General features: G+C 64.9%; 24 protein-coding genes. 12 read left to right on the forward strand and 12 right to left on the reverse strand.

Annotation, left to right across the window (positions count from 1 at the left end):
• Nucleotides 1–7: 7 nt before the first annotated feature.
• The 3 genes from LOY54_RS12580 to LOY54_RS12590 are packed head-to-tail and all read left to right on the forward strand — an operon-like array spanning nucleotide 8 to nucleotide 4,242.
• Nucleotides 8–1,615 carry a 5-guanidino-2-oxopentanoate decarboxylase gene (locus LOY54_RS12580; protein WP_258610573.1) on the forward strand — a complete coding sequence of 536 codons (1,608 nt, stop codon included), beginning with the start codon at nucleotides 8–10 and terminating at the stop codon, nucleotides 1,613–1,615.
• Between the two features lie 28 nt (nucleotides 1,616–1,643).
• Nucleotides 1,644–2,834 (forward strand): pyridoxal phosphate-dependent aminotransferase, encoded by a 1,191-nt coding sequence (locus LOY54_RS12585; protein ID WP_258610574.1) that lies wholly within the window; start codon nucleotides 1,644–1,646, stop codon nucleotides 2,832–2,834.
• Entirely contained in the window at nucleotides 2,827–4,242 is a 1,416-nt protein-coding gene (locus LOY54_RS12590; RefSeq protein WP_258610575.1) for an aldehyde dehydrogenase family protein, read from the forward strand. Before LOY54_RS12585 ends, LOY54_RS12590 begins: the two co-directional genes overlap by 8 nt.
• Nucleotides 4,243–4,256: 14 nt before the next feature.
• On the opposite strand, the gene LOY54_RS12595 is transcribed toward LOY54_RS12590, so the two are convergent.
• The gene (locus LOY54_RS12595; protein WP_093383213.1) at nucleotides 4,257–4,697 is read right to left on the reverse strand and encodes an Rrf2 family transcriptional regulator; all 441 of its coding nucleotides are present in this window, start codon (nucleotides 4,695–4,697) and stop codon (nucleotides 4,257–4,259) included.
• 220 nt (nucleotides 4,698–4,917) lie between these two features.
• Between LOY54_RS12595 and LOY54_RS12600 the strand changes: the two genes are divergently transcribed.
• The 8 genes from LOY54_RS12600 (at nucleotide 4,918) to LOY54_RS12635 (ending at nucleotide 14,287) form a co-directional block, all read left to right on the forward strand.
• Nucleotides 4,918–6,519 (forward strand): ABC transporter substrate-binding protein, encoded by a 1,602-nt coding sequence (locus LOY54_RS12600; RefSeq protein ID WP_258610576.1) that lies wholly within the window; start codon nucleotides 4,918–4,920, stop codon nucleotides 6,517–6,519.
• Nucleotides 6,520–6,573: 54 nt separating this feature from the next.
• Nucleotides 6,574–7,533, forward strand: coding sequence for an ABC transporter permease (locus LOY54_RS12605; protein WP_093383207.1), 960 nt, complete (start codon nucleotides 6,574–6,576; stop codon nucleotides 7,531–7,533).
• Between the two features lie 3 nt (nucleotides 7,534–7,536).
• Nucleotides 7,537–8,364: an ABC transporter permease gene (locus LOY54_RS12610; RefSeq protein WP_093383204.1), complete on the forward strand. Its 828-nt coding sequence runs from the start codon at nucleotides 7,537–7,539 to the stop codon at nucleotides 8,362–8,364.
• Nucleotides 8,365–8,366: 2 nt separating this feature from the next.
• The gene (locus LOY54_RS12615; RefSeq protein WP_093383201.1) at nucleotides 8,367–10,013 is read left to right on the forward strand and encodes an ABC transporter ATP-binding protein; all 1,647 of its coding nucleotides are present in this window, start codon (nucleotides 8,367–8,369) and stop codon (nucleotides 10,011–10,013) included.
• Nucleotides 10,014–10,022: 9 nt separating this feature from the next.
• Nucleotides 10,023–10,724: an NAD(P)H-dependent oxidoreductase gene (locus LOY54_RS12620; protein ID WP_195883949.1), complete on the forward strand. Its 702-nt coding sequence runs from the start codon at nucleotides 10,023–10,025 to the stop codon at nucleotides 10,722–10,724.
• A gap of 113 nt (nucleotides 10,725–10,837) precedes the next feature.
• A complete protein-coding gene (locus LOY54_RS12625; RefSeq protein WP_195883950.1) occupies nucleotides 10,838–11,941 on the forward strand; it encodes a polyamine ABC transporter substrate-binding protein in 1,104 nt (367 codons plus the stop codon).
• A gap of 32 nt (nucleotides 11,942–11,973) precedes the next feature.
• Complete coding sequence (locus tag LOY54_RS12630) at nucleotides 11,974–13,392, forward strand: aminotransferase (RefSeq protein WP_093383194.1); 1,419 nt, start codon at nucleotides 11,974–11,976, stop codon at nucleotides 13,390–13,392.
• Nucleotides 13,393–13,465: 73 nt separating this feature from the next.
• A complete protein-coding gene (locus LOY54_RS12635; RefSeq protein ID WP_258610577.1) occupies nucleotides 13,466–14,287 on the forward strand; it encodes a helix-turn-helix transcriptional regulator in 822 nt (273 codons plus the stop codon).
• Between the two features lie 7 nt (nucleotides 14,288–14,294).
• Here LOY54_RS12635 and LOY54_RS12640 read toward each other — a convergent pair whose 3' ends face one another.
• From LOY54_RS12640 to napE, 11 genes are all read right to left on the reverse strand, one after another.
• Entirely contained in the window at nucleotides 14,295–15,191 is an 897-nt protein-coding gene (locus LOY54_RS12640; protein WP_258610578.1) for a universal stress protein, read from the reverse strand.
• Nucleotides 15,192–15,238: 47 nt separating this feature from the next.
• Nucleotides 15,239–16,375 carry an AI-2E family transporter gene (locus tag LOY54_RS12645; RefSeq protein WP_258610579.1) on the reverse strand — a complete coding sequence of 379 codons (1,137 nt, stop codon included), beginning with the start codon at nucleotides 16,373–16,375 and terminating at the stop codon, nucleotides 15,239–15,241.
• A gap of 30 nt (nucleotides 16,376–16,405) precedes the next feature.
• Entirely contained in the window at nucleotides 16,406–16,951 is a 546-nt protein-coding gene (locus tag LOY54_RS12650; protein WP_258610580.1) for a PqiC family protein, read from the reverse strand.
• 16 nt (nucleotides 16,952–16,967) lie between these two features.
• A complete protein-coding gene (locus LOY54_RS12655) occupies nucleotides 16,968–18,620 on the reverse strand; it encodes an intermembrane transport protein PqiB (protein ID WP_195883956.1) in 1,653 nt (550 codons plus the stop codon).
• Nucleotides 18,613–19,239, reverse strand: a complete 627-nt coding sequence (locus tag LOY54_RS12660) for a paraquat-inducible protein A (protein WP_258610581.1) — start codon at nucleotides 19,237–19,239, stop codon at nucleotides 18,613–18,615. Before LOY54_RS12660 ends, LOY54_RS12655 begins: the two co-directional genes overlap by 8 nt.
• Nucleotides 19,236–19,835 carry a paraquat-inducible protein A gene (locus LOY54_RS12665; protein ID WP_045198836.1) on the reverse strand — a complete coding sequence of 200 codons (600 nt, stop codon included), beginning with the start codon at nucleotides 19,833–19,835 and terminating at the stop codon, nucleotides 19,236–19,238. Before LOY54_RS12665 ends, LOY54_RS12660 begins: the two co-directional genes overlap by 4 nt.
• Before the next feature lie 171 nt (nucleotides 19,836–20,006).
• Complete coding sequence (locus LOY54_RS12670) at nucleotides 20,007–20,603, reverse strand: cytochrome c3 family protein (RefSeq protein ID WP_045198838.1); 597 nt, start codon at nucleotides 20,601–20,603, stop codon at nucleotides 20,007–20,009.
• A 9-nt stretch (nucleotides 20,604–20,612) separates the two neighbouring features.
• Complete coding sequence (locus LOY54_RS12675; RefSeq protein ID WP_093383174.1) at nucleotides 20,613–21,098, reverse strand: nitrate reductase cytochrome c-type subunit; 486 nt, start codon at nucleotides 21,096–21,098, stop codon at nucleotides 20,613–20,615.
• A gap of 11 nt (nucleotides 21,099–21,109) precedes the next feature.
• The gene (gene napA / locus LOY54_RS12680; protein WP_258610582.1) at nucleotides 21,110–23,614 is read right to left on the reverse strand and encodes a nitrate reductase catalytic subunit NapA; all 2,505 of its coding nucleotides are present in this window, start codon (nucleotides 23,612–23,614) and stop codon (nucleotides 21,110–21,112) included.
• Nucleotides 23,611–23,871, reverse strand: a complete 261-nt coding sequence (locus tag LOY54_RS12685; RefSeq protein WP_258610583.1) for a chaperone NapD — start codon at nucleotides 23,869–23,871, stop codon at nucleotides 23,611–23,613. Before LOY54_RS12685 ends, napA begins: the two co-directional genes overlap by 4 nt.
• A gap of 22 nt (nucleotides 23,872–23,893) precedes the next feature.
• The gene (gene napE, locus LOY54_RS12690; RefSeq protein WP_093383168.1) at nucleotides 23,894–24,064 is read right to left on the reverse strand and encodes a periplasmic nitrate reductase, NapE protein; all 171 of its coding nucleotides are present in this window, start codon (nucleotides 24,062–24,064) and stop codon (nucleotides 23,894–23,896) included.
• Between the two features lie 150 nt (nucleotides 24,065–24,214).
• On the opposite strand from napE, the gene LOY54_RS12695 reads away from it, so the two are divergent.
• Nucleotides 24,215–24,583 (forward strand): DUF3302 domain-containing protein, encoded by a 369-nt coding sequence (locus LOY54_RS12695; RefSeq protein WP_258610584.1) that lies wholly within the window; start codon nucleotides 24,215–24,217, stop codon nucleotides 24,581–24,583.

The raw sequence follows: 24,583 nt of genomic DNA on the forward strand, positions 1-24,583 counted from the left end.
GATGAACATGCACAACAGCCCATTGACCGGTGGCCAGGCCCTGGTGCGCCTGTTGGCCAACTACGGCGTCGATACCGTGTTCGGCATTCCCGGGGTGCACACCCTGGAGCTCTACCGCGGCCTGCCCGGCAGCGGTATCCGCCACGTGCTGACCCGCCATGAGCAGGGCGCGGGTTTCATGGCTGACGGTTATGCGCGAGTCAGCGGCAAGCCGGGGGTGTGTTTCGTCATCACCGGCCCTGGGGTTACCAACGCCGCCACCGCCATCGGCCAGGCCTATGCCGACTCGATCCCGATGCTGGTGATTTCCAGCGTCAACCACACCGCGAGCCTCGGCAAAGGCTGGGGCTGCCTGCACGAAACCCAGGACCAGCGCGCCATGACCGCGCCGATCACAGCGTTTTCTGCGGTGGCCCTGAGCGCCGAGGACCTGCCCGAGCTGATCGCCCGTGCTTACGCGGTGTTCGACAGCGAACGCCCGCGCCCGGTGCATATTTCGGTGCCGCTGGATGTGCTGGCCGCACCGGTCGCCCGCGACTGGAGCAATGAAGTGGTGCGCCGCCCGGGCCGGGGCGTGCCGGCCAGCAGCGCGCTGGATCAGGCCGCCGGCAAATTGGCCGGCGGCAAACGGCCGATGATCATCGCCGGTGGCGGTGCCCTGGCCGCGGCCCAGGAGCTGCAACAACTGAGCACCCGCCTGGCCGCGCCGCTGTTCACCAGCGTTGCCGGCAAAGGCCTGCTGCCACCCGATGCGCCGCTCAATGCCGGCTCAGCGTTGTGCGTGGAGCCAGGCTGGCAACTGATCGCCGAGGCCGATGTGATCCTTGCGGTCGGCACCGAAATGGCCGACACCGACTTCTGGCGTGAACGGTTGCAACTCAATGGTGAGTTGCTGCGGGTGGATATCGATCCGCGCAAGTTCAACGACTTCTACCCCTGTGCCGTGGCCTTGCAGGGCGATGCCCGGCAGACCGTCGCGGCGTTGCTCGAACGTTTGCCGCCAGCACCGCGTGATGCCGCTGGCGCCAGTGATGCGGTCGCCAGCCTGCGCCAGGCGGTCAAGGCCAGCCACGGCCCGCTGCAGGCGATCCACCAGGCGATCCTTGACCGTGTCGCGGCCGAGCTTCCTGCCAACGCCTTTATCAGCACCGACATGACCCAGCTGGCCTACACCGGCAACTATGTCTATGCCAGCCGCGCGCCCCGTAGCTGGCTGCACCCCACCGGCTACGGCACCCTCGGTTACGGTTTGCCTGCCGGTATCGGCGCCATGTTCGCCACGGCTGACCGCCCGGGCCTGGTGCTGGTCGGTGATGGCGGGTTCCTCTACACCGCCCAGGAACTGGCCACCGCAGTCGAAGAGCTGGAGCGCCCGCTGGTGGTCCTGCTGTGGAACAACGATGCCCTGGGGCAGATTCGCGACGACATGCTCGGCCTGGATATCGAGCCGATCGGCGTGCTGCCGCGCAACCCGGACTTCATCGGCCTGGCCCGGGCCTTTGGCTGCAACGTGGCGCAGCCACACAGCCTGGATGACCTGCAACGGGAACTGCGCAGCGGCTTTGCCCGCAATGGCGTGACCCTGATCGAGCTCAAGCACGCCTGCGCGCGCTGAGCCTACACCGTATTTTTGGGAGACTGCCATGCGTTTTTCCGCTCTGACCCAACGTATCGCCGGTGACGGCGCCGCTGCCTGGGAGATTCACTATCGCGCCCTTGAGCTGCTGGAAAAAGGCCAGGACGTGTTGCTGCTGTCGGTCGGCGACCCGGATTTCGACACCCCGGCGCCGATCGTTGAGGCCGCCATCGACAGCCTGCGCAGCGGCCACACCCATTACTCCGATGTGCGCGGCAAACTGGCCCTGCGCCAGGCCATTGCCCGCCGCCATCAGCAACGCAGCGGCCAGCAGACCGGCGCCGATCAGGTAACCGTGCTGGCCGGCGCTCAATGCGCGCTGTTCTGCGTGGCCCAGTGCCTGCTCAACCCCGGTGATGAGGTGATCGTCGCCGAGCCGATGTACGTTACCTACGAGGCGGTGTTCGGCGCCTGTGGCGCCACGGTGATCCCGGTGCCGGTGCGCCCGGAGAACGGTTTTCGGGTCCAGGCTGAAGATGTCGCCGCGCGCATCACCCCCAAGACCCGCGCCCTGGCTCTCAACAGCCCGCACAACCCCTCCGGCGCCAGCCTGCCGCGCAGCACCTGGGAGGCCCTGGCCGAATTGTGCATTGCCCATGACCTGTGGCTGATTTCCGATGAGGTCTACAGCGAGCTGCTGTACGACGGCGAGCACATCAGCCCCGGCAGCCTGCCGGGCATGGCCGAGCGCACCGCGACCTTGAACAGCTTGTCCAAGTCCCATGCCATGACCGGCTGGCGGGTGGGCTGGGTGGTCGGCTCGCAGGCTTTGGCCACGCACCTGGAAAACCTCGCACTGTGCATGCTCTACGGCTCGCCGGACTTCATCCAGGACGCCGCCGTGGTGGCCCTGGAGCAACAATTGCCGGAGCTTGCGGCCATGCGCGAAGCGTACCGCCAGCGCCGCGACCTGGTCTGCGAGTGCCTGGCCGATTGCCCGGGCCTGCGTGCGCTCAAGCCTGATGGCGGCATGTTCGTGATGGTCGATATCCGCCAGACCGGCCTTAGCGCCCAGGCGTTCTCCTATCGCCTGCTCGATCACCATGGCGTCTCGGTACTTGCCGGCGAAGCCTTCGGCCCCAGCGCCGCCGGGCATATCCGCCTGGGCCTGGTGCTCGGCGCCGAACCGCTGCGCGAGGCCTGCCAGCGTATTGCCCGCTGCGCTGGCGAACTGATGGAGGGCAAGGCCCATGGCTGACTATTCGCGGCTGTTCATCGATGGCAGCTGGCAACTGCCGTCGGGGCAGGGCCTGGCCGAGGTGATCAACCCGGCCACCGAAGCCGTGGCCGGCAGGGTGCCGCTGGGCGACGAGCACGACGTCAACCGCGCGGTGGCAGCTGCGCGCCATGCCTTTGGCAGTTGGTCGCAAACCCCGTCCCGCGTGCGCGCAGGTTTCATCCGCGCCATGGCCGAGCAGCTCAAGGCCCGCGCCGATGAGATGGCCGCCGTGATCACCCGCGAGCTGGGCATGCCGGTGCAATGGTGCCGGGCGGTGCAGGTCGACGGGCCGATTGTCGGCCTTGAGCAGTACATCGAACTGGCCGGGCTGATGGATGAGGTGCGCGAGGTCGGCAACTCGCTGGTGGTGCGCGAGGCCGTCGGTGTGTGCGCCTTCATCAACCCCTGGAACTACCCGCTGCACCAGTTGATCGGCAAGCTCGCCCCGGCCCTGGCCGCCGGTTGCACGGTGGTGCTCAAGCCGAGCCAGGAAACCCCGCTGCATGCCTTTTTGCTGGCCGAGATGATCGATGCCATCGGCTTGCCGGCCGGGGTCTTCAACCTGGTCAGCGGCCCCGGCGCCAAGGTCGGCGAGGCGCTGGCCCGCCACCCGCAAGTCGACATGGTGTCGTTCACCGGCTCTACCGGCGCCGGTGTGCGCGTGGCCCAGGCCGCGGCGCCGTCGGTCAAGCGCGTGTGCCTGGAACTGGGCGGCAAGTCGCCGTTGTTGATCACCGCCGACGCCGACCTGGAAGCCGCGGTGCGCTATGGCGTGCAGGACGTAATGATCAATTCCGGGCAGACCTGCACCGCACTGACGCGCATGCTGTTGCCGGCCAGCCGTTATGAAGAGGCCCTGGCAATCGCCGTGGATGAAACCCGCAGCCTGGTCATGGGCGACCCGCAAGACCCCGGCAGCTTCCTCGGCCCGATGTGTTCGGCAGCGCAGCGGCGCACCGTGCTCGACTACATCCGCATCGGCCAGGAGGAGGGCGCACGGCTGTTGTGTGGCGGCGACACGGCGCCAGGTTTCGAGCGTGGCTTCTACGTGGCGCCAACGCTGTTCGCTGACGTCGACAACCGCATGCGTATCGCCCAGGAAGAGATCTTCGGCCCGGTGCTGTGCCTGATCCCCTATGCCGATGAGGCGCAAGCGCTGGCCATCGCCAACGATTCGCCCTTTGGTTTGTCCAGCGCAGTGTGGGCGGCGGACCGCGAGCGGGCCCTGCACCTGGGCCGGCAACTGCGCGCCGGGCAGTGCTTCATCAATGGCGCGGCGTTCAACTACCAGGCGCCGTTCGGCGGCTACAAGACCTCGGGCAATGGCCGCGAATGGGGCGAGGAGGGCCTGGCCGAGTTCGTCGAGACCAAGGCCATTCAGCTCTGAAGTGTCGGGCAGGCTCAGGCCTGCCCGATGTTGTCCTGCGGCTTGTCGAAGGCGACGAACAACTGGTCGGCGGTGATGGCCCCCAGGTCCAGACGCATGTTGGCTTCGAGCATGGCGAACAGGCGGGTGAACACCTCGAACACTTTGCAATGATCTTCCATGCCGGAAAACGGGTTGTCGATTTTCTCGGCGATCAGCGAGCTCTCCTGCACCGCGTCATAGACCTCGCGCAGGGTGATCTCGCTGGCCGGGCGGGCCAGGGTCAGGCCGCCATGGGCGCCACGCCAGGACTTGAGGATATTGGCCTTGACCATCAGCGAGACCAGGCTGCGCACCCGCGTGGGGTGGGTCTTGACCCACTTGGCGATGGTCTCGGTGCGCAGCTTTTGCGGCGCATTGGCGGCCACGAACGAGAGGATGTACGAGGCGGTGATCAGGCGGGTCGACTGGCTCATCTGGCGAAGTCCCTTGTCTGTGGGAGCGGGCTTGCCCCGCGAATCGATGTGACTGAAAAAAACCTATCGCGGGGCAAGCCCGCTCCTACAGAGGAAGGGGATTGGCAGCGACGTGTTTTTGAGTTTAATGTATTTGTTACGATGACAATTACAAATATTTGCATCGATGCGTGCGAGGTTGGCTGAATCCTTTTCTCTGCAGTTCTACAGGGGCAATGCCATGAGCGATAACAACAACAAGATTACTCAAGCGATGCACGACAGCGGCCTGCCGCGTCGGGATTTTCTCAAGTACAGCGCCGCTGCGGCGGCCGTGGCCGGGGCGCTTTCCCTGGGTTTGCCGCTGCACGGCCGGGCCGAGGAGGCCGCCCCGAAAGCCGGTGGCGTACTGCGCATGGGCCTGGCCGGTGGCAGCACCACCGACTCCCGCGACCCGGGCTCATGGAGCGACACCTTCACCTTTGTCGGTTTCTCTGCGGTCTACAACACCTTGAGCGAAATCAGCGTCGACGGCACGGCGATTCCCGAGCTTGCCGAGCGCTGGGAGTCCAGCCCCGACGCGCGTGTCTGGACCTTCACCCTGCGCCAGGGCGTGACCTTCCATAACGGCAAGACCCTCGATGCCGGCGACGTGGTCGCCTCGATCCAGCACCACCTGGGCGACAAGTCCACCTCGGCGGCCAAGACCGTGCTCGGCGATGTCGCCAAGGTCAGCGCCCAGGGCACCGACACCGTGGTGTTCGAGCTGCACTCGGGCAATGCCGACTTCGCCTACGTGGTGGCCGACTATCATCTGGTGATCATGCCGGCCAAGAACGGCGCCGCCGACTGGCAGGCCGGGGTCGGCACCGGCGGCTATCGCCTCAAGGGCTTCGAGCCCGGCGTACGCATGGACCTTGAACGCAGCCCGGATTACTGGAAAGCCGGCCGCGCGCATTTCGCCAGCGCCGAACTGCTGGCCATCGCCGATGGCGCGGCGCGGGTCAACGCCCTGGTCACAGGGCAAGTCGATGTGATCAACAAGGTCGACCTGAAGACCGTCGCTCTGCTCAAGCGTAATCCCAACCTGGTCATCGAAGAGACCAAGGGCGCCCAGCATTACACCTTCCCGATGCTCACCGACAGCCAGCAGTTCCAGGACAACAACATCCGCCTGGCGCTCAAGCATGCGATCAACCGTGAAACCCTGCTGGCCTCGGTGCTCTACGGCTACGGCCAGATCGGCAACGACCACCCGATCCAGCCCGGCAGCCGCTTCATCAATAGCGCCCTGGAGCAGCGCGGCTATGACCCGGACAAGGCGCGGTTCTATCTGCGCCAGGCTGGGGTCGATTCGCTCAAGGTGCGCCTGCAGGCCTCCGACGCCGCCTACACCGGCGCGGTCGACGCCTCGGTGCTGTTCAAGGAACAGGCGCGCCAGGCTGGCATCGACATCGACGTGGTGCGCGAACCTGCCGACGGCTTTTTCTCCAATGTGTGGATGAAGCAGCCGTTCACCACCTCGTTCTGGTACAGCAGCCTGACCGCCGACCGCATGTTCAGCATCGGCTACGCCAAGGGCGCGGCCTGGAACGAGACGCACTGGGACAACGCCCGCTTCAACCAGTTGCTCAACGCCGCCCGCGGCGAGATGAACGCGCCGCTGCGCCAGGAGATGTACAACGAAATGCAGGCCCTGTGCCGCGACGAGGGCGGGGCGATCGTGCCGCTGTTCGCAAACTCCGTGGCCGCGCGCTCCAAACGGGTGGCCCACGGTGGGCTGACCGCGCCTTACGGCGAGCTCGACGGCCTGCGGCTGATCGAGCGCTGGTGGCAGGCGTAAGCCCGACACGTTGCTTGCACCTTCTTTCGTTGAGCCTGTTCGAGGAGCTGTACGGTGAATAGTCTTTGCAAACTGCTGCTCCAGCGCCTGGCCCTGGGCCTGCTGGCGCTGTTGGCGGTATCGGTGATCATCTTCCTGGCCGTTGGTATGCTCCCGGGCGACGTCGCCCAGGCCATGCTCGGCCAGGCGGCAACCCCCGAGACCGTCGCCGCCTTTCGCGCCCAACTGGGCCTGGACCTGCCGCCGCTGACCCGCTTCGGCCACTGGGCCTGGCAACTGCTGCACGGTGACCTTGGCCTGTCGCTGGCCAACCAGCGGCCGATTGCCGAGCTGATCGGCACGCGCCTGGGCAACACCTTTACCCTGGCCTTGCTGGCGGCGCTGGTGTCGGTGCCGGTGGCTTTGCTGCTGGGCATGCTCGCGGCGCTGTACCGCAACAGCTGGTTCGACCGGCTGCTCAACACCAGCGCCCTGAGTGCGGTGTCGTTCCCGGAGTTTTTCGTCGCCTACATCCTGATCCTGGTGTTCGCGGTCAAGCTCAACTGGTTGCCGAGCATCTCCAACCTGGCCCCGGGTGCGTCCTTCGCCGAGGTGCTGGAGCGTTCGCTGCTGCCGGTGCTGACCCTGAGCCTGGTGGTGATCGCACAGATGATGCGCATGACCCGCGCGGCCTTGATCAACCTGCTGGCCAGCCCGTATATCGAGATGGCCCGGCTCAAGGGCATCAGCCAGGCGCGGATCATCTTCCACCACGCCTTGCCCAATGCCCTGGCACCGATCATCAACGTGGTGGCGCTGAACCTGGCCTACCTGGTGGTTGGCGTGGTGGTGGTCGAGGTGGTGTTCGTCTACCCGGGGCTCGGCCAGTTGCTGGTCGATTCGGTGTCCAAGCGCGACATCCCGGTGGTGCAGGCCTGCAGCCTGATCTTCGCCGCCACCTACATTCTGCTCAATACCACGGCCGACGTGCTGTCGATTGCCAGCAACCCACGCCTGATGCATCCGAAGGGGTAAGCCATGAGCCTGATCAAAGCGTTGTTGCGGGCGCCGTTGAGCGCCCAGTTCGGCCTGTTGGTGATTGTTGCCTACATTCTGGTGGCGTTGTTCGCGCCGGTGCTGGCGCCGTTTGGCGAGACCGAAGTGGTTGGCGAGGGCTTCGCACCCTGGGGCGGGCAGTTCCTGCTGGGCACCGATAACCTTGGCCGCGACATGTTCAGCCGCCTGGTGTATGGCGCGCGCAACACCCTGGGGATCGCCTTCCTGACCACCTTGCTGGCCTTTGCCGTCGGCGGTTTCTGCGGCCTGGTGGCGGCGATCAGGGGCGGCTGGATCGACCAGGGCCTGTCGCGCCTGGTGGATATCCTCATGGCCATCCCGCAGCTGATCTTCGCCTTGCTGATCCTCAGCGTGGTTGGCACCAATGCCACCTCGCTGGTGCTGGTGATCGCGCTGCTCGATGCTACCCGGGTGTTTCGCCTGTCGCGGGCGGTGGCGATGACCGTGGTGGTCCAGGACTTCGTCGAGGCCGCCCGGCTTCGTGGCGAGGGGCTGTGGTGGCTGGTCAGCCGCGAGGTGCTGCCCAATGCCGCTGCGCCGCTGATTGCCGAGTTCGGCCTGCGCTTTTGCTTTGTGTTTTTGTTCATCAGTGCGCTGTCGTTCCTGGGCCTGGGCATCCAGCCGCCAACCGCCGACTGGGGCAGCATGGTCCGCGACAACGCCGTGCTGATTACTTTCGGCGATATCAGCCCGTTGCTGCCGGCCCTGGCGGTGGCGCTGATCACCGTCAGCGTCAACTTTGTCGTGGACTGGGTGCTGCATCAATCCAGTGGCCTGAAGGAGTGCTGAGCATGAGCGTACATTCAACTGACAAGCCGCTGCTGGACATCCGCGACCTGCGCATCGAAGGCCATTACCAGGACACCTGGCACCCACTGATCAAGGGCATCGACCTAAGCCTGCAACGCGGCGAAGTACTGGGTCTGATTGGTGAATCGGGGGCGGGCAAGTCGACCCTGGGGCTGGCCGCCATGGGCTATGTGCGCGACGGTTGCCGCATCACCGGTGGCTCGGTGCGCTTCGACGGCCGGGAGCTGGTTGGCGCCAAGCCCGAAGCCCTGCGCAAGTTGCGCGGCCTGCGTATCGCCTATGTTGCGCAAAGCGCGGCGGCCTCGTTCAACCCGGCACACCGGCTGATCGACCAGCATGTCGAGACCGCGGTGAAGAACGGCGGTATCGACCGTGCCAAGGCGCAAGCCGAAGCGGTCGAGCTGTACCGCGTGCTGCGCCTGCCCAACCCCGAACAGATCGGCCAGCGTTACCCCCACCAGGTCTCCGGCGGCCAGTTGCAACGGGTCATGACCGCCATGGCCATGGCCTGCCACCCGGACTTGATCATCTTCGACGAACCGACCACGGCGCTTGACGTCACCACCCAGATCGAAGTGCTGGCGGCGATTCGCGAGGCGCTGAAAACCTACGACAGCGCCGCCTTGTACATCAGCCACGACCTGGCGGTGGTGGCGCAGATGGCCGACCGCATCATGGTCCTGCGCCACGGCAAGCTGGTGGAAGAGGCCGACACCCGGACCATGCTCGACACCCCGCAGCAGGATTACACCAAGTCGCTGTGGGCGGTACGCAGCTTTCGTACCGAACCCAAGCCGTACCCGGCGCAGGCGACGCCGCTGCTGGAGGTGCGCAAGGCCAGTGCCAGTTACGGCCACCAGCCGGTGCTGCATGAGGTCTCGCTCACGCTCCATCGCGGCCAGACCCTGGCGGTGATCGGTGAGTCGGGCAGCGGCAAGAGCTCAACCGCGCGGCTGATCACCGGCCTGTTGCCGCCGACTTCAGGCCAGGTGTTGTATGACGGTGAAGCGCTGCCGGCCGATTATCGCCAGCGCAGCAAGGAGCAACTGCGCCGGGTGCAGATGATCTACCAGATCCCCGACACCGCCCTCAACCCGCGCCAGCGCATCGTCGACATCATCGGCCGGCCGCTGAGCTTCTACCTCGGCCTCAAAGGCCAGGCCCTGCGCCAGCGGGTCGCCGAACTGCTGGAGATGATCGAGCTCGACCCGGCGCGCTACATGGACCGCCAGCCCCGCGAGTTGTCCGGCGGGCAGAAGCAGCGCATCTGCATCGCTCGGGCGCTGGCGGCCGAGCCGCAGTTGATCATCTGCGACGAAGTTACCTCGGCCCTCGATCAACTGGTGGCCGAAGGCGTTCTGAAGCTGCTCACCCGCATCCAGCAGCAACTGGGCGTGGCTTATCTGTTCATCACCCACGACGTCGCCACCGTGCGCGCCATCGCCGACGAGGTGCTGGTGATGCAGCGCGGGCAGGTGGTCGATCACGGCAGCCGCGAGGCGATCTTTACCCCACCGCACCGCGACTACACCGGCTTGTTGTTCTCCAGCGAGCCGGAAATGGACCCGGACTGGCTCGACCGCCTGCTGGCCAAGCGGGCGCTGATTTCCCCTGTGCAAACCGTTTAAGGACCCCTCATGAATGTACTGATCGTTCACGCTCACCCCGAGCCGCAATCCTTCACTGCCGCCCTGCGCGACCAGGCCGTTGCAACCTTTACCGCCCAGGGCCATCAGGTGCAGGTCAGCGACCTGTATGCGATGAACTGGAACCCGGTGGCCAGCGCCGCTGACTTCGTCAGCCGCGAGAACCCCGATTACCTGGTGTATGCCTTGGAGCAGCGCCTGGGAGTCAAAAGTCAGTCGATTGCCGCCGACATCCAGCAGGAGCTCGACAAGCTGCTGTGGGCGGACCTTGTGGTGCTGAATTTCCCGATCTTCTGGTTCTCGGCACCAGCCATGCTCAAGGGCTGGATCGACCGCGTGCTGGTGTCCGGGGTGTGCTACGGCGGCAAGCGCTTTTATGACCAGGGCGGGCTGGCGGGCAAGAAGGCGCTGGTCACCGTGACCCTCGGCGGGCGCGAGCACATGTTCGGCGAAGGGGCGATTCACGGGCCGCTGGAGGACATGCTGCGACCGATCCTGCGCGGCACCCTGGCCTACGTCGGCTTCGAGGTGCTGGAGCCGTTCGTGGCCTGGCACGTGCCGTATATCAGCGACGAGGCGCGCAAGGACTTTTTGCGCAGCTATCAGCAGCGCCTGGAGCATCTGTCCGATGACCAGCCGCTGGTGTTTCCGCGCCTGGCGCAGTTTGATGAGGCGTTGTATCCGCGGGCTTGACCCGCGATAAAAACGACACCTACCCATTCGGGGTATGGTCGCCATCAACGGCTCCCGCGATAGTAACTCCGTCGGCTCACACCGAGCAGATCTGGTGACACGACGGAGTGGCTATGCGAAAGACACTGAAGGTGATTTCCAGTCTGTTGCTCGCGCCCCTGGCAGCGGCGGCCCTTGCCGCCGACGACGGGGCGGGCAACACACTCAGGCTGTACAACTGGACGGACTACATCGGCGAAACGACCCTCGCCGACTTTGAACACGCCACCGGCATCAAGGTCATCTACGACACCTTCGACGGCTACGAAACGGTGCAGACCAAACTGCTGACCGGGCGCTCGGGCTACGACCTGGTGGTACTCAACGCCTCCCTGGTGCCGCCGCTGATCAAGGCCCGGGTATTCCAGCCGCTGGACAAAAAGCAGCTGCCCAGCTGGAACAACCTCGACCCGCAGGTGCTCAGCACCCTGCAGGGCTACGACCCGGGCCTTGCGTATTCGGCGCCCTACACCTGGGGCAGCTCGGGGGTGACCTACAACGTCGACAAGATCAAGGCACGCATGCCCGATGCGCCCATCGGCTCGCTGGCCATGCTGTTCGACCCGAAGATCGTCTCGCGCTTCGCCGATTGCGGCGTGACCTTGATGGATGCACCCAGCGAAGTCATCCCGCTGGCCCTCAAGTACCTGGGGCGCGACCCCAACAGCGCCAGCGCCGATGACCTCAAGGCGGCCCAGCAGTTGCTGCTCGGCGTGCGGCCGTTCATCAACAAATTCGACTCGGTCAACTACCTGACCAGCCTGCCCAACGGTGATACCTGCCTGGCATTGACCTGGTCCGGCGACTACGCCACCGCCCAGGCGCGGGCCGAGGAGGCGAAGAACAACATCAAGCTGTCGTTCTTCATCCCGCAGGAAGGCTCGCTGATCTGGTTCGACAACCTTTACCTGCCCAGCGACGCGCCGCACCCGGCCAACGCCCACCGTTTCATCGAATTCCTCCTGCAGCCGCAGAACATCGCCAAGGTCAGCAACTACATCCACTACGCCAACAGCAACGCCGCTGCCACGCCCTTGGTGCAGGCCGAGATTCGCGACGACCCGGCGATCTACCCGGACGCCGCCACCCGCCAGCGCCTGTTCGCGCAGAAAACCCAGAGCGGCAAGGACATGCGCGCCATCACCCGGGTCTGGAGCACGGTCAAGACCGGTAGCTGACATTTCAATTTCCCTTCGCCAAGGACACTGCCATGGCCACGCCAAACCAAGCCTTGCCAACAAATGCTGCCAACGATGCCCTGGTGGCCGCCGACAAAGCCCACTACATGCACGGATACCACGTGTTCGACGAGCACGCCGAGCAAGGCGCGCTGAACATCGTCGAAGGCGAGGGCGCCTATATCTACGACACCGAGGGCAACCGCTTTCTCGACGCTGTCGGCGGCATGTGGTGCACCAACATCGGCCTGGGCCGCGAAGAAATGGCCCTGGCCATCGCCGACCAGGTGCGTCAGCTGGCCTATTCCAACCCGTTCTCGGACATGGCCAACAACGTCGCCATCGAGCTTTGCGCAAAACTGGCCAGCCTGGCCCCGGGCGATCTCGATCACGTGTTCCTCACCACCGGCGGCTCGACCGCGGTCGATACCGCCTACCGGCTGATCCAGTACTACCAGAACTGCCGTGGCAAGCCGGATAAAAAGCACGTGATCGCCCGCTACAACGCCTACCACGGCTCGACCTGCCTGACCATGTCGATCGGCAACAAGGCCGCCGACCGCGTGCCCGAGTTCGACTATGCCAACGAGCTGATCCACCACGTCTCCAACCCCAACCCCTACCGGGCGCCGGATGACATGGACGAAGCAGAGTTTCTCGACTTTCTGGTGGCCGAGTTCGAAGACAAGATCCTCTCGCTCGGCGCCGACAACGTCGCGGCGTTCTTTGCCGAGCCGATCATGGGCTCGGGCGGGGTGATCATCCCGCCCAAGGACTACTTCCTGCGCATGTGGCAGGTGTGCCAGACCTACGACATCCTCTTCGTGGCCGATGAGGTGGTGACCTCATTTGGCCGCCTGGGCAAATTCTTCGCCAGTGAGGCACTGTTCGGCGTGCAGCCGGACATCATCACCACCGCCAAGGGCCTGACTTCGGCGTACCTGCCGCTGGGTGCGTGCATCTTCTCGGCGCGCATCTGGAAGGTCATCGCCGAGCCGGGCAAGGGCCGCTGCTTCACCCATGGCTTTACCTACAGCGGCCATCCGGTGTGCTGCACGGCGGCGCTGAAGAACATCGAAATCATCGAGCGCGAGCAGCTTCTGGCCCATGTCGATGAGGTGGGTGGTTATCTGGAACAGCGCCTGCAGAGCCTGGCCGGGCTGCCGCTGGTCGGCGAGGTGCGCTGCATGAAGCTGATGGCCTGCGTCGAGTTCGTCGCCGACAAGCGCAGCAAGGCGCTGTTTGCCGATGAAGTGAACATCGGCGAGCGCATCCACCGCCGGGCCCAGGCCAAAGGCTTGCTGGTGCGGCCGATCATGCACCTGAACGTGATGTCGCCGCCGCTGATCATCACCCGCGCGCAGGTCGACGAAATCGTCGAAACCCTGCGCCAGTGCATCATCGAAACCGCTGAAGAACTGCGCCGCGAAGGGTTGTACGCGGGTGCATGACAAGCCCTTGGGGGAGCCGGCGTCGCCGGCGATGGGCTGCATCGCAGCCCCCCGGCGGGTTAGACTGCCGGGCATGACCCGAGCCACTGCCGACACCCCGATCTGCCTGTCGTTCTCAGCCCTGCAGCACTGGCATGCGGCGCTGCAGCATGCCATTGCCCGCAGCGGCGAGGCCGACGCCCTGGCAAGCCTCGCCGCCGCCCTGAGCCAACTGGTGGCGGTCGAGTCGATGATGATCAGCCTTGAGCGCCAAGGCCAGCCACCGCAACTGTTGTACCAGCAGGGCATCCCCGAGCGTCACCGCGACGCCATCCTCAACCGTTACTTCAGTGCCGGCTACCTGCTCGACCCGTTCTGCCTGGCGGTAGAAAAAGGCCTGGCCCAGGGTTTTTACCACCTGCAGGACATCGCCCCGGACCACTTCTTCGACAGCGACTACTACAAGACCTACTACCTGGGCACCGGCTGCAGCGAAGACAGCTACTACATCGTCGACATCGACCCGCACAGCAAAATATCCCTGAGCCTGTTCCAGGGCTGTGGCGGCAGCAGCCTGAGCGTCGAGCAACTGCACGTGTTGCAGGCGGTCGAGCCGATGATCCGCGAACTGATCCGCCGCTTTGCCCAGCATGGCCTTGAGCTCGGCAGTGAAGCGGCCAGCCAGGGCAGCGTCCAGGCCGCCTTCGACAGCTTCGGCTGCAACAAACTGACCGAGCGCGAACGGCAGGTGGCGCAGATGATCCTGCGCGGCCACTCGGTGAAGTCCACCGCCGGCGAAATGGGCATTTCGCCAGAAACCGTGCGCATGCACCGCAAGAACCTCTACCTGAAGCTTGAGATCAACTCCCAGTCCGAACTGTTTGCGCGTTTTATCGACTGGCTGCGCCTAGGCTGAGGCTATCTCACGCTGCCCCCCTGATCGCCAGCACATTGCACAAGCGCTGTTCAAGCACATGCTCGGTGGTGCTACCGGTCAGGCGCTCGAGCAGTTTGCGCGGGTGGTTGCCCATCACCAGCACGTCGGCGCGGCTGTGGGCGATGAACTCGGCGATGCTGCGGGTGATCGGCGCCGACAAAAAGTGCTGGCGCTCAACCGGTACGCCATGGCGCGCGGCCATCTGCTCGAAAGCCTTGTGGATCGACTTGCGCACGTCACTGCCAAAGCCCGGCATGGTCACGGTGCCGGCGCCGAAGTCGGCCATGTGAGTGTGGGCGCTGTCGCACACGTGCAACAAGTGCAGCTCGGCGTTGCACTGGCGGGCCAGGTCGGCGGCGGCGTTGATCACGCTTTCGTTAAGATCGTCGTGGGGGTGTTCGGGGTGGGTCGGGTCGACCGCGGCAATCACGATGCGCGGCAGCGGGCAGTGCACCTCGCTGACCAGGTGCACCGGGCACGGGCATTCGCGCAGCAGTTGCCAGTCCAGCGGCGCGACCACCAGGCGCTTGAGCAGCGGCTCGTGTTGAACGTCCTTGATCAGCAGGTCGGGGGCGATTTCGGCCACTTGCGCCAGGGCCGCTTGCAGCACATCGCGGGCGAGAATCACCTCGGTACTGACGCGAGTGCCGTTCTCGTGCAGCAAGGTCGCTTCATCGGCCAGCCACTGGTGGTTGTCCTGCATCAGCGTATCGAGGCGGTGTTCGTCACCGCTCATGAGCCCGAGGGTATCGATTTCGTCGACAAAGGCGCAGATATGCAAGGTGGCGCCGGTGGCGTGGGCCAGGGCAGCGGCGCGCTCCAGCGCCGGGGTGTGGCGCTGGTCGGAACCTACCATCAGGAACAGGCGTTGGTACTGGCTCATGGGGTACCTCCGGTAGCGTTGTGTTGCCAGCCCCCCGTGCTTGAAGTCTAGTCCATGGTGCTGCGCGAAGCGCCCGGCTGCTCCCGTGCAGGCTCTTCGGCCGGGCTGTCGGCGGCCAGCGGCTGCGCCACCCAGCTCATGAACAGCTCGTAACCCACGGCCAGCACCACCGGGCCGATGAACAGGCCGATGATGCCGTTGGTCAACATGCCGCCGAGCGCGCCGATCAGCACTACCGGCATCGGCACGGCAACCCCGCGGCCCAGCAGCAGCGGCTTGAGGACGTTGTCGCACAGCCCGGCGAGCAGGGTCCAGATGGCGAAGATCACCGTGCTGGCACTGACTCCGTCATGGGCAAACACGTAGATCACCACCGGCAAGGTCACCAGCAGCACCGGTAGCTGGGTGATGCCCAGCAGCAACACCAGTAGCGCCAGCACCCCGGCCGCGGGCACGCCCATGACCACCAGGCCGATGCCCACCAGCAGCATCTGCACAAAGGCAATGCCGACCACGCCCTGGGCCACGGCGCGAATGGTCGCGGTGCACAGCGCGGCCAGTTGCTCGCCGCGCTGTGGCCCGGAAATGCGCATGGCAATGGCCTTGGCGGTGCGCTGACCATTGTCGCCCTTGGCCATGATCACCCCGACGACCACCAGGGCAACCACGAACACCAGGATGCCCGAGCCGATCCCGGCCAGTTGCGTCAGCAAGGTCTTGCTCACGCCCTTGAGGTGCGGGGCCACCTGCGACAACGCCCAGCTCAGGTCGCTGCTGGCATGGGCCCAGATACCGTACAGCGGTGCGCCGATCAGCGGCCAGTCACGCACGTTGTCCGGCGGCGGCGGGATTTCGATGCGCTGGTCCTCAAAGCCGTGGATGCCTTGCTGCACGGTGTCGGCCACCGAGGTGCCGAGCAGGCTCAACGGCCCGATCAGGCAGGCCAGGCCGATAATCACCAGCACCACCGCGGCCCAGCCAGGGCGGCCACCCAGCCAGCTGCCCAGGCGCTGGTTGAGCGGGTAGAGGGTGATCGCCAGGATCACCGCCCAGAGCATCAGGCTCAAGAATGGCCGGAAGATCTCGAAGCAGAACATCACCAGCACCGCGATCAGGCCAGCGCGGATCAGCACATCCAGCAGTTCGCGGGCGGTACCCAGGTGCAGGGGGCGGTTGTTGGCCATCGGCGTCTCCTTGGGCGGGCAATCGGCGCTTTAGCGCAGCGCCGGGCAGCGACTGGCGCCGCCGCTGGCCGCCTGGCTGACCAGTTCGGTGAAGCGCTTGAGGTTCTGCTGGTGGGCCAGCACCAGCGCGTCGATGCTGGCGCCTGCCGGGGTCTGGATCACGCTGCGACAGTTGAGCGCCGCGCCGCCGTTGGCGGCCCGCAGACGCCAGCGGGCATCGAACAGGGCGTATTGCCCAGGCACCGAGTCAAAGCGCTGGACTTCCACGCGCAGGCCCAGGCGTGGCTGGGCGCTGCTGCTGGCGAACTGGTTGACCAGGGCGTTGCGCAGCTCGTCGGCGAGGCTTGCACCCCACCATTCGGTCTCAAGGATCGCCAGGCTGCTGTTGCTCTGGCGAATCACCACCTGCGGGCGATCGACCTGCGGCGGCACGCTGACCTGTTCCAGTAGCACATCGGCACTGCTGGCCGCGGCCGGCTGCTGCGGGATCAGCGTGTGGTAGTGGATCGGGTCGCTGCGGCAAGCGGCCAGCAGCAAGGCCAGGCTCAACACGGCAATCTTGAAGGCATGCGCCATGGGTGTGCTCCTGCGGTCAGTTGCGCGACGAAGGTTTCAATGCGTCAGCGGGTGCATCCTTGGGGCGGCCGCGCAGCAGCGACTCGGGGTTGCGCCCCAGGTAGTCGGCCAGCTCCCGGAGCGAGCGCGACATGCGCCCCAGCTCGTCGAGGGTCTGGGTCAGTTGCTCGCGTTGCGGCGAATCCTCGGCCAGGGTCGAGTTGGCCGACTGCAGGGTCTTGCTGACCTCCTGCAAGGTGCCCTGGACGCCCGGCAAGGTACGGCTGTTGAACTGCTGCAGGCCCTTGCGCAGTTCCACCAGGTTGGCGTCGAGGTTGTTGGCGATGCGCTCGATCGGCAGGCGGTTGAGCTTCTCGACCATGGCCTGGAACTGCTCCTGCAGTTGCTCCAGGCTACCCGGTACGGTGGGGATGGTAATCGGCCGGGCGCTCGGGTCGAACACCACTTTTGGCGCCTTGGGGTCGAAATCCAGGGCGATGTACAACTGCCCGGTGAGCAGGTTGCCGCTGCGCGCCTGGGCACGCAGGCCGTTGTCGACGAAGGTGCCGAGCAACTGCGCGGCGGCTTTTTCGTCGTCGGGGTCGTGGTTCAGCGCCTTGAGCAGCTTGGTGTGGGCGCGGCCCAGGCGTTGCGGGTAGATGACGATGCCGACATTGACCGGGAAGGTGCGCTTGTCGACGTCAAAATCGAGGTTGACCGACACCACCGAGCCGATCTCGACGCCGAGGAACTCCACCGGCGCTCCGACCTTGAGGCCGCGCAGCGCCTGGTCGAAACGCAGGCTCAGGTACTGCGCCTTGCCATGCGGCGGCGACAGGGCCCGGGCGCGGTCGTCGAACAGTTCGAACTGGCGGTCTTCGGCGGCCACCTGGTCATCGGGGCTGTAGTCGGGGGCGCGAAAGGCAATGCCGCCGACAATCACCGACGACAGCGATTCGGTACGAAAGGCAAAGCCGTTGGCGCCGACCTCGACATCGACGCCGCTGGCGTTCCAGAAGCGCGTGTTGTCGGTGACGAAGGCATCGTTGGGCGAGTTGATGAACACCTCGATACTCACCCCTTTGCCGTTCTCGTCGAGGTTATAGGCGACCACCTGGCCGACCGGGATCTTGCGGTAGTAGACCGGCGAACCGACCCCCAGCGAGCCGAGGTCGCTGGCGTGCAGGAAGAAGCGCTTGCCGGGCTCGCCGTAGGTGATCGGCGGCGGCGATTCGAGGCCGACGAAGGCCTTGGCGCGGGTGTGAGATTCGCCGGAATCGGCGCCGATGAAGTCGCCGGACAGCAGGGTATCGATGCCCGACACGCCGCCGGCGCCGATGCGCGCGCGCACTACCCAGAACTTGGAGTCCTCGCGGGTAAAATTGTCGGCCTGCTTGACCAGCTTGACCGTGGCGGTGACGCTCTTCTGGTCCTTGCTCAACTCCACTGCGGTGACCTGGCCGATCACCACGTTGCGGTACTTGACCGCGGTCTTGTTGGCCTCCAGGCCCTGGCCGGTCTTGAAGGTGATCTCGATGGTCGGGCCTTGCTGCATGACGTTATGGACCACCAGCGACAAGCCCACCAGCACCGCCACCAGCGGTACGATCCACACCAGCGAGATGCTGAAGCGCCGGGTCTTGACCCCGGGCTGGCCGGGTTGGGGGCTGTCTTGGCGGGTATCAGTCATCGGCCTGCTCCTTGTCGTGCTGCCAGATCAGTCTAGGGTCGAAGCTCATTGCCGCAAGCATGGTCAGCACCACCACCATGCCGAAGAACAGAATGCCCGGGCGCGGTTCGATATCGCCCAGGGCCTGGAACTTGACCAGCGCCGCCACCAGGGCGACCACCAGCACATCGAGCATCGACCAGTAGCCGATCAGCTCGACGAAGCGGTACAGGCGCGCCCGTTGCGTCTGCGCCCAGGTGCTGCGGCGCTGCACGGTGACCAGCAGCAGGGCGAGGGCAACGAACTTGGTCGCCGGCACAGCGATGCTGGCGATGAAGATGATCAGGGCGATGTCCCAGGCGCCATGCTCCCAGAACTCCATGACGCCGCTCATGATGGTGCTGTCGGCGCCGCTGCCGAACAGCGTGGTGTTCATCACCGGCAGCAGGTTGGCGGGGATATAGAGCACCAGCGAGGCGACCAGGTAGGCCCAGGTGCGGGTCAGCGAATCGGGCTTGTGCGCATGCAGCGGCGCGCCGCAGCGTTCGCATTCGTGCGGCTGATGAGTGTTGTCGCAGGCCATGCCGCAGGCATGGCAGAGCACCAGGTTGAGCTCGGCGGCGCGCGGTGGGCGGCTCATGGCAGCAGGTCCCAGAGCTCGCGGATATCGCGCCCGGCGATGCGCAGAATCAACAGGCTCAGGGCCGCCAGTGCCAGCAGGCCGATGCCCGGCAGCACATCAAGCATGCCGGCCAGCTTGAACACCGCGACCATGGCGCCGAGCAGGCAGACTTCGAGCATGCTCCACGGGCGCAGGGTTTCCAGCCAGCGCATGCACAGGCTGAAGCCCGGGGCGCGGCCGCCGGCCAGGGCAAAGCCGAGCACCCAGATCAACAGCAGCAACTGGAACACCGGGGCGATGATGATCGAAATCGCCGCTACCAGGGCGATAAAGGTGATCGGCCCATTGGCCAGGGCCCGCACCGAGTCCCACAGGGTGGCGCTGTTGTGCAGGCCTTTGAGGCTGATGCTCATGATCGGGTAGAAATTGGCGAACACCCAGAGGATCAGCGCGGTGACGCTCAGGGCCAGGCGTTGCTGCACGCTCAGGCCGTTATAGCGCTGCAGCACGGCGCCGCAGCACTGACACAGGGCCTTCTGATGTTTGCCGAGGCTGACTTTCTGGTACACGCAGTCGCAATGTTCGCAGATGATCAACTGATGGGTATCCAGCATGGCGCGCGCTCTGGCTGCGGGCGGGGACTAGCTCAATATAGTCGGCGCTGGCGCGGGGCTGCGGATTTTTTACCCACTGCGGGAGTTGGCTGCACCGGCCTCATCGCGGGTCAAGCCCGCTCCCACAGGTCCGGTGTGTAGGAGCGGGCTTGACCCGCGATGAGGCAGCGGCTACCAACCCGGCACCCCGCGCATGTCCGGCAGTTTGTGGGCGATGCCCTTGTGGCAATCGATACAGGTCGCCTGCCCGCTGGCCAGCGAGGTCGAGTGCATGGCTGCGGCGCGTTTGCTCTGGCGGGTGAAATCCATGAACTCGAAGTTGTGGCAGTTGCGACATTCGCGCGAATCGTTGGCCTTGAGCCGCGCCCATTCGTGCTCGGCCAGTTCACGGCGGTGCGCGAGGAATTTGTCGCGGGTGTCGATGGTGCCGAAAATCTTGCCCCAGACTTCCTTGGACGCCTGCATCTTGCGCGCGATCTTGTGTGTCCATTCGTGCGGTACATGGCAATCCGGGCAACTGGCGCGTACCCCGGAGCGGTTGCTGTAGTGAATGGTCTCCTTGAGTTCGACAAAGACGTTGTCGCGCATCTCATGGCAGGAGGTGCAGAACTTCTCGGTGTTGGTCACCTCCAGGGCGGTGTTGAAGCCGCCCCAGAAGATGATCCCGGCGACGAACCCGCCGAGGGTCAGAAAGCCCAGGCTGTAGTAGACACTGGGCCGCCAGAGAATGCCCCAGTATTGCTTGAGTAGCCCGAACAGTGCTCGCATGGCGCCTCCTCAGGGTTTTTGCGCGGCGTTGGCGTCGTCTTGCAGCAGCTTGTCGATGGTTTCGAAGCTGTTGCCCACCAGTGGCTGCACCTCTTTTTGCGGCACATGACACTGGGTGCAGAAGTAGCGCCGTGGCGATACCGCCGCCAACGCCTGGCCGTCGCGGTCCATGTAGTGGGTGATGCTGATCATGGTCGCCTGGCTGCGCGCACTGTTGGCGCGGCTGTGGCAGGACAGGCACTTGTTGCCGTTGAGGTCGACCTGATAGCCGCGAATCGTGTGGGGGATGGTCGGCGGCTGGTCGGGGTAATTGCGTTCGCGCTTGAGGTCCTTGTTCTCGTCGTTGGCCAGCGGCGGCGCCGGCAAACTCTGGGTCAGGGTGCCGCCCGGGCGCCGGCCATCGGGGCCGGGGGCATCGAGGGGGTAGTCGACTTCGGCGGCGACCACCAGGCCGATGACCGCGAACAGCAGCAAAGGCAGGCTGCGAATGGGCATGACGGTTCTCCTCAGGCCGCGCTGATCAGCTCGATGCGTATGGCGCATTTCTTGTAATCGGTTTGCTTGGAGATCGGGTCGGTGGCGTCCAGGGTGACTTTGTTGATCAGCTTGTTGGCATCGAAAAACGGCACGAACACCAGGCCGCGCGGTGGCTTGTTGCGCCCGCGGGTTTCGATGCGCGCGCGAATCTCGCCGCGCCGGCTGATCAGTTTCACTTCGCTGCCGCGCCGTGCATTCAGGGCCTTGGCATCGTCAGGGTGCATGTACACCAGGGCATCGGGCACTGCTTTGTACAATTCTTCAACGCGCTGGGTCATGCTCCCGGTGTGCCAATGCTCCAGCACCCGGCCGGTACTCAGCCAGAACGGGTAGTCGGCATCCGGTGCTTCGGCCGGCGGCTCGTAGGGCAGGGCGAAGATGATCGCCTTTTTGTCCGGGTAACCGTAAAACTGCACTTCACTGCCTTTCTCCACGTACGGGTCGAGGCCTTCGCGGTAGCGCCAGCGGGTTTCCTGGCCGTCGACCACCGGCCAGCGCAGGCCGCGCTCGCTGTGGTAGCGATCAAATGCGGCCAGGTCGTGACCATGGCCGCGGCCGAACTGTGCGTACTCTTCGAACAAGCCCTTTTGCGGGTAGAAGCCAAAGGCCTTGGCTTCATCGTTGTGGTAACCGGCTTGCAGATGCTCGACCGGGAACTGGTCGACCTGACCATTTTTGTACAGCACTTCGAACAGGGTCTTGCCTTTGTACTCGGGGGCCTTGGCCAGCAACTCGGCAGGCCAGACCTCGTCGGTGGTGAAGCGCTTGGAAAACTCCATCAGTTGCCACAGGTCTGAACGTGCTTCGCCCGGGGCGGTCACCAACTGATGCCAGAACTGGGTGCGGCGTTCGGCATTGCCATAGGCGCCTTCCTTTTCTACCCACATGGCGCTGGGCAGGATCAGGTCGGCAGCCTGGGCCGACACCGTGGGGTAAACGTCCGAGACAATCACGAAATTGTCCGGCTTGCGCCAGCCCGGCAGCACTTCCTGCATGATATTGGGCCCGGCGTGCATGTTATTGCTGGCCTGGGTCCAGTAGACGTTGAGCACCCCGTCCTTGAGCATGCGGCTCTGTTGCACGGCATGAAAGCCGACTTTCTCCTGGATAGTGCCGGCGGGCAGCTTCCAGATTTTTTCGGCGCTGGCGCGGTGCTTGGGGTTGGTCACCACCAGGTCGGCCGGCAAGCGGTGCGAGAAGGTCCCGACCTCGCGGGCGGTGCCACAGGCCGAGGGCTGGCCGGTGAGCGAGAAGGGGCTGTTGCCCGGCTCGCTGATCTTGCCGGTGAGCAGGTGGATGTTGTAGATCAGGTTGTTGGCCCACACCCCGCGGGTGTGCTGGTTGAAGCCCATGGTCCAGAACGACACCACCTTGCGCTTGGGGTCGGCATACAGCTCGGCCAGCGCCTTGAGGCGCTCTTGCGGCACGCCCGATTCGGTGGCTGCGCGCTCAAGGGTGTAGGGCCGCACAAAGGCGGCGAACTGCTCGAAATCGATGTCGCTCCAGGTGTTGGCCTTGTCGGCGTTCCTGGCCTTGGCTTCGCGTGGATCGCTTGAGCGCAGGCCGTAGCCGATGTCGTCGGCGCCGAGGGCGAAGCGTGTGTGCTTGCTGATGAAGTCCTTGTTCACCGCGCCGCTTTCGATGATGTGGTTGGCGATGTAGTTGAGGATCAGCAGGTCGGTTTGCGGCTTGAACACCATGGGAATGTCGGCCAGGTCGAAGCTGCGGTGTTCGAAGGTCGACAGCACCGCGACCTTGACCTGCGGCTGGCTCAGGCGCCGGTCGGTGACCCGGCTCCAGAGGATCGGGTGCATTTCGGCCATGTTCGAGCCCCACAGCACAAAGGCATCGGTGGCCTCGATGTCGTCGTAACAGCCCATGGGTTCATCCATGCCGAAGGTGCGCATGAAGCCCATCACCGCCGAAGCCATGCAGTGGCGGGCATTGGGGTCGATGTTGTTGCTGCGAAAGCCGGCCTTCATCAGTTTGTTGGCGGCGTAGCCTTCCCACACCGTCCATTGCCCGGAGCCAAACATGCCGATCGATTCCGGGCCTTTGTTGTGCAGCGCTTGCTTGTACTTTTCGGCCATGATGTCGAAGGCTTTTTCCCAGCTGATCGGCTGGAATTCGCCCTGCTTGTGGTACTGGCCATTGCGCATGCGCAGCAGCGGTTGGGTCAGGCGGTCATTGCCGTACATGATTTTCGACAGAAAATAGCCTTTGACGCAGTTCAGGCCGCGATTGACCTCGGCTTTGACGTCGCCGTGAGTGGCCACTACGCGGTTGTCGCGCGTCGCCACCATGACGCTGCAACCGGTGCCGCAAAAGCGGCAGGGCGCCTTGTTCCAGTTCAGGGTCACCAGGTCGGCTTCGGTCACCAGGTTGCTGGCGCTGGTGAAGATCGGCAGGCCCGCCGCGGCGGCGGCAATGGCGGCGGCCTGGGCCTTGGCAAATTCACGGCGGGTCATGCTCATGGTGAGTCTCCTTCTGGGGCGAGGAGTTCGTGGTAAATCAGCGCGGCATTGAGCACCCCGGGCAGGTTGTTGATCTGCTCGATGCGCTGCAGGATCTGCTGTTCATGGTGGGCTTCGAGCACCACCACCAGCTTGCCGACGGGGCTGTGCTGATGCAGTTCGAGGTTGTCGAGCAGCAGCAGGTTGGCCTTCACCGCCTCGAACAGTTCGGGGCGGGCATGTACCACCAGGCTGGCAATGTGCAGAACGTCGTCCATGGGCGGGCTCCGGCAGTCTCGGCTAGCCGTTGGGAGGGCCGGGTGGGCCATACAGCAATTGGAAAAACCAGACGAGAAAACCGTAGCCGCCAACGATGGCGACCGACATCAAGGGGAACAGGCAGACGATCAGAAACAGGAACAGCAGCGTTTCTCTTCTGCGGGCGATTTTCTGTTCTTCAGCCAATGACATGGAGCGGCCTCCTGTCGAGCGTGAACTGAGCCTAGATCAGCGTGCTCTGCCCACGCCGGCTGGCGCGACCAACGGTCAACACGGCCTTGAAAACACTACAGGTGAACTACACTGCTGGCACGGACCCCCTGGCTGCGGTGGAAAGCGAACATGCTTGATTACTTCGCGTTGGGTATTTTGATTTTTGTCGGCCTGGTGCTGTTCTACGGGATCATCGTCCTGCACGACATTCCCTATGAAATCGCCGTACACCGCAACCACCCGCACCAGGATGCGATCCACGCCACCGGCTGGGTCAGTTTGTTCACCCTGCATGCGCTGTGGCCGTTCCTGTGGATCTGGGCAATGCTCTACCGCGAAGATCGCGGTTGGGGCTTTCGCGATGGCAAGTCGCCGCAAAACCACGTGATGCGCCTTGAACAACAGGTCGCCGAGCTGCAGCAACGCATCGCCCGCCTCGAAGGCGTAGCGCCCGCCGAGCCTGCGCCCGGCCACGACGATGGCAACGGAGGGCACTGA

This window comes from Pseudomonas sp. B21-032 (genome assembly GCF_024748965.1).
Taxonomy (GTDB): domain Bacteria; phylum Pseudomonadota; class Gammaproteobacteria; order Pseudomonadales; family Pseudomonadaceae; genus Aquipseudomonas.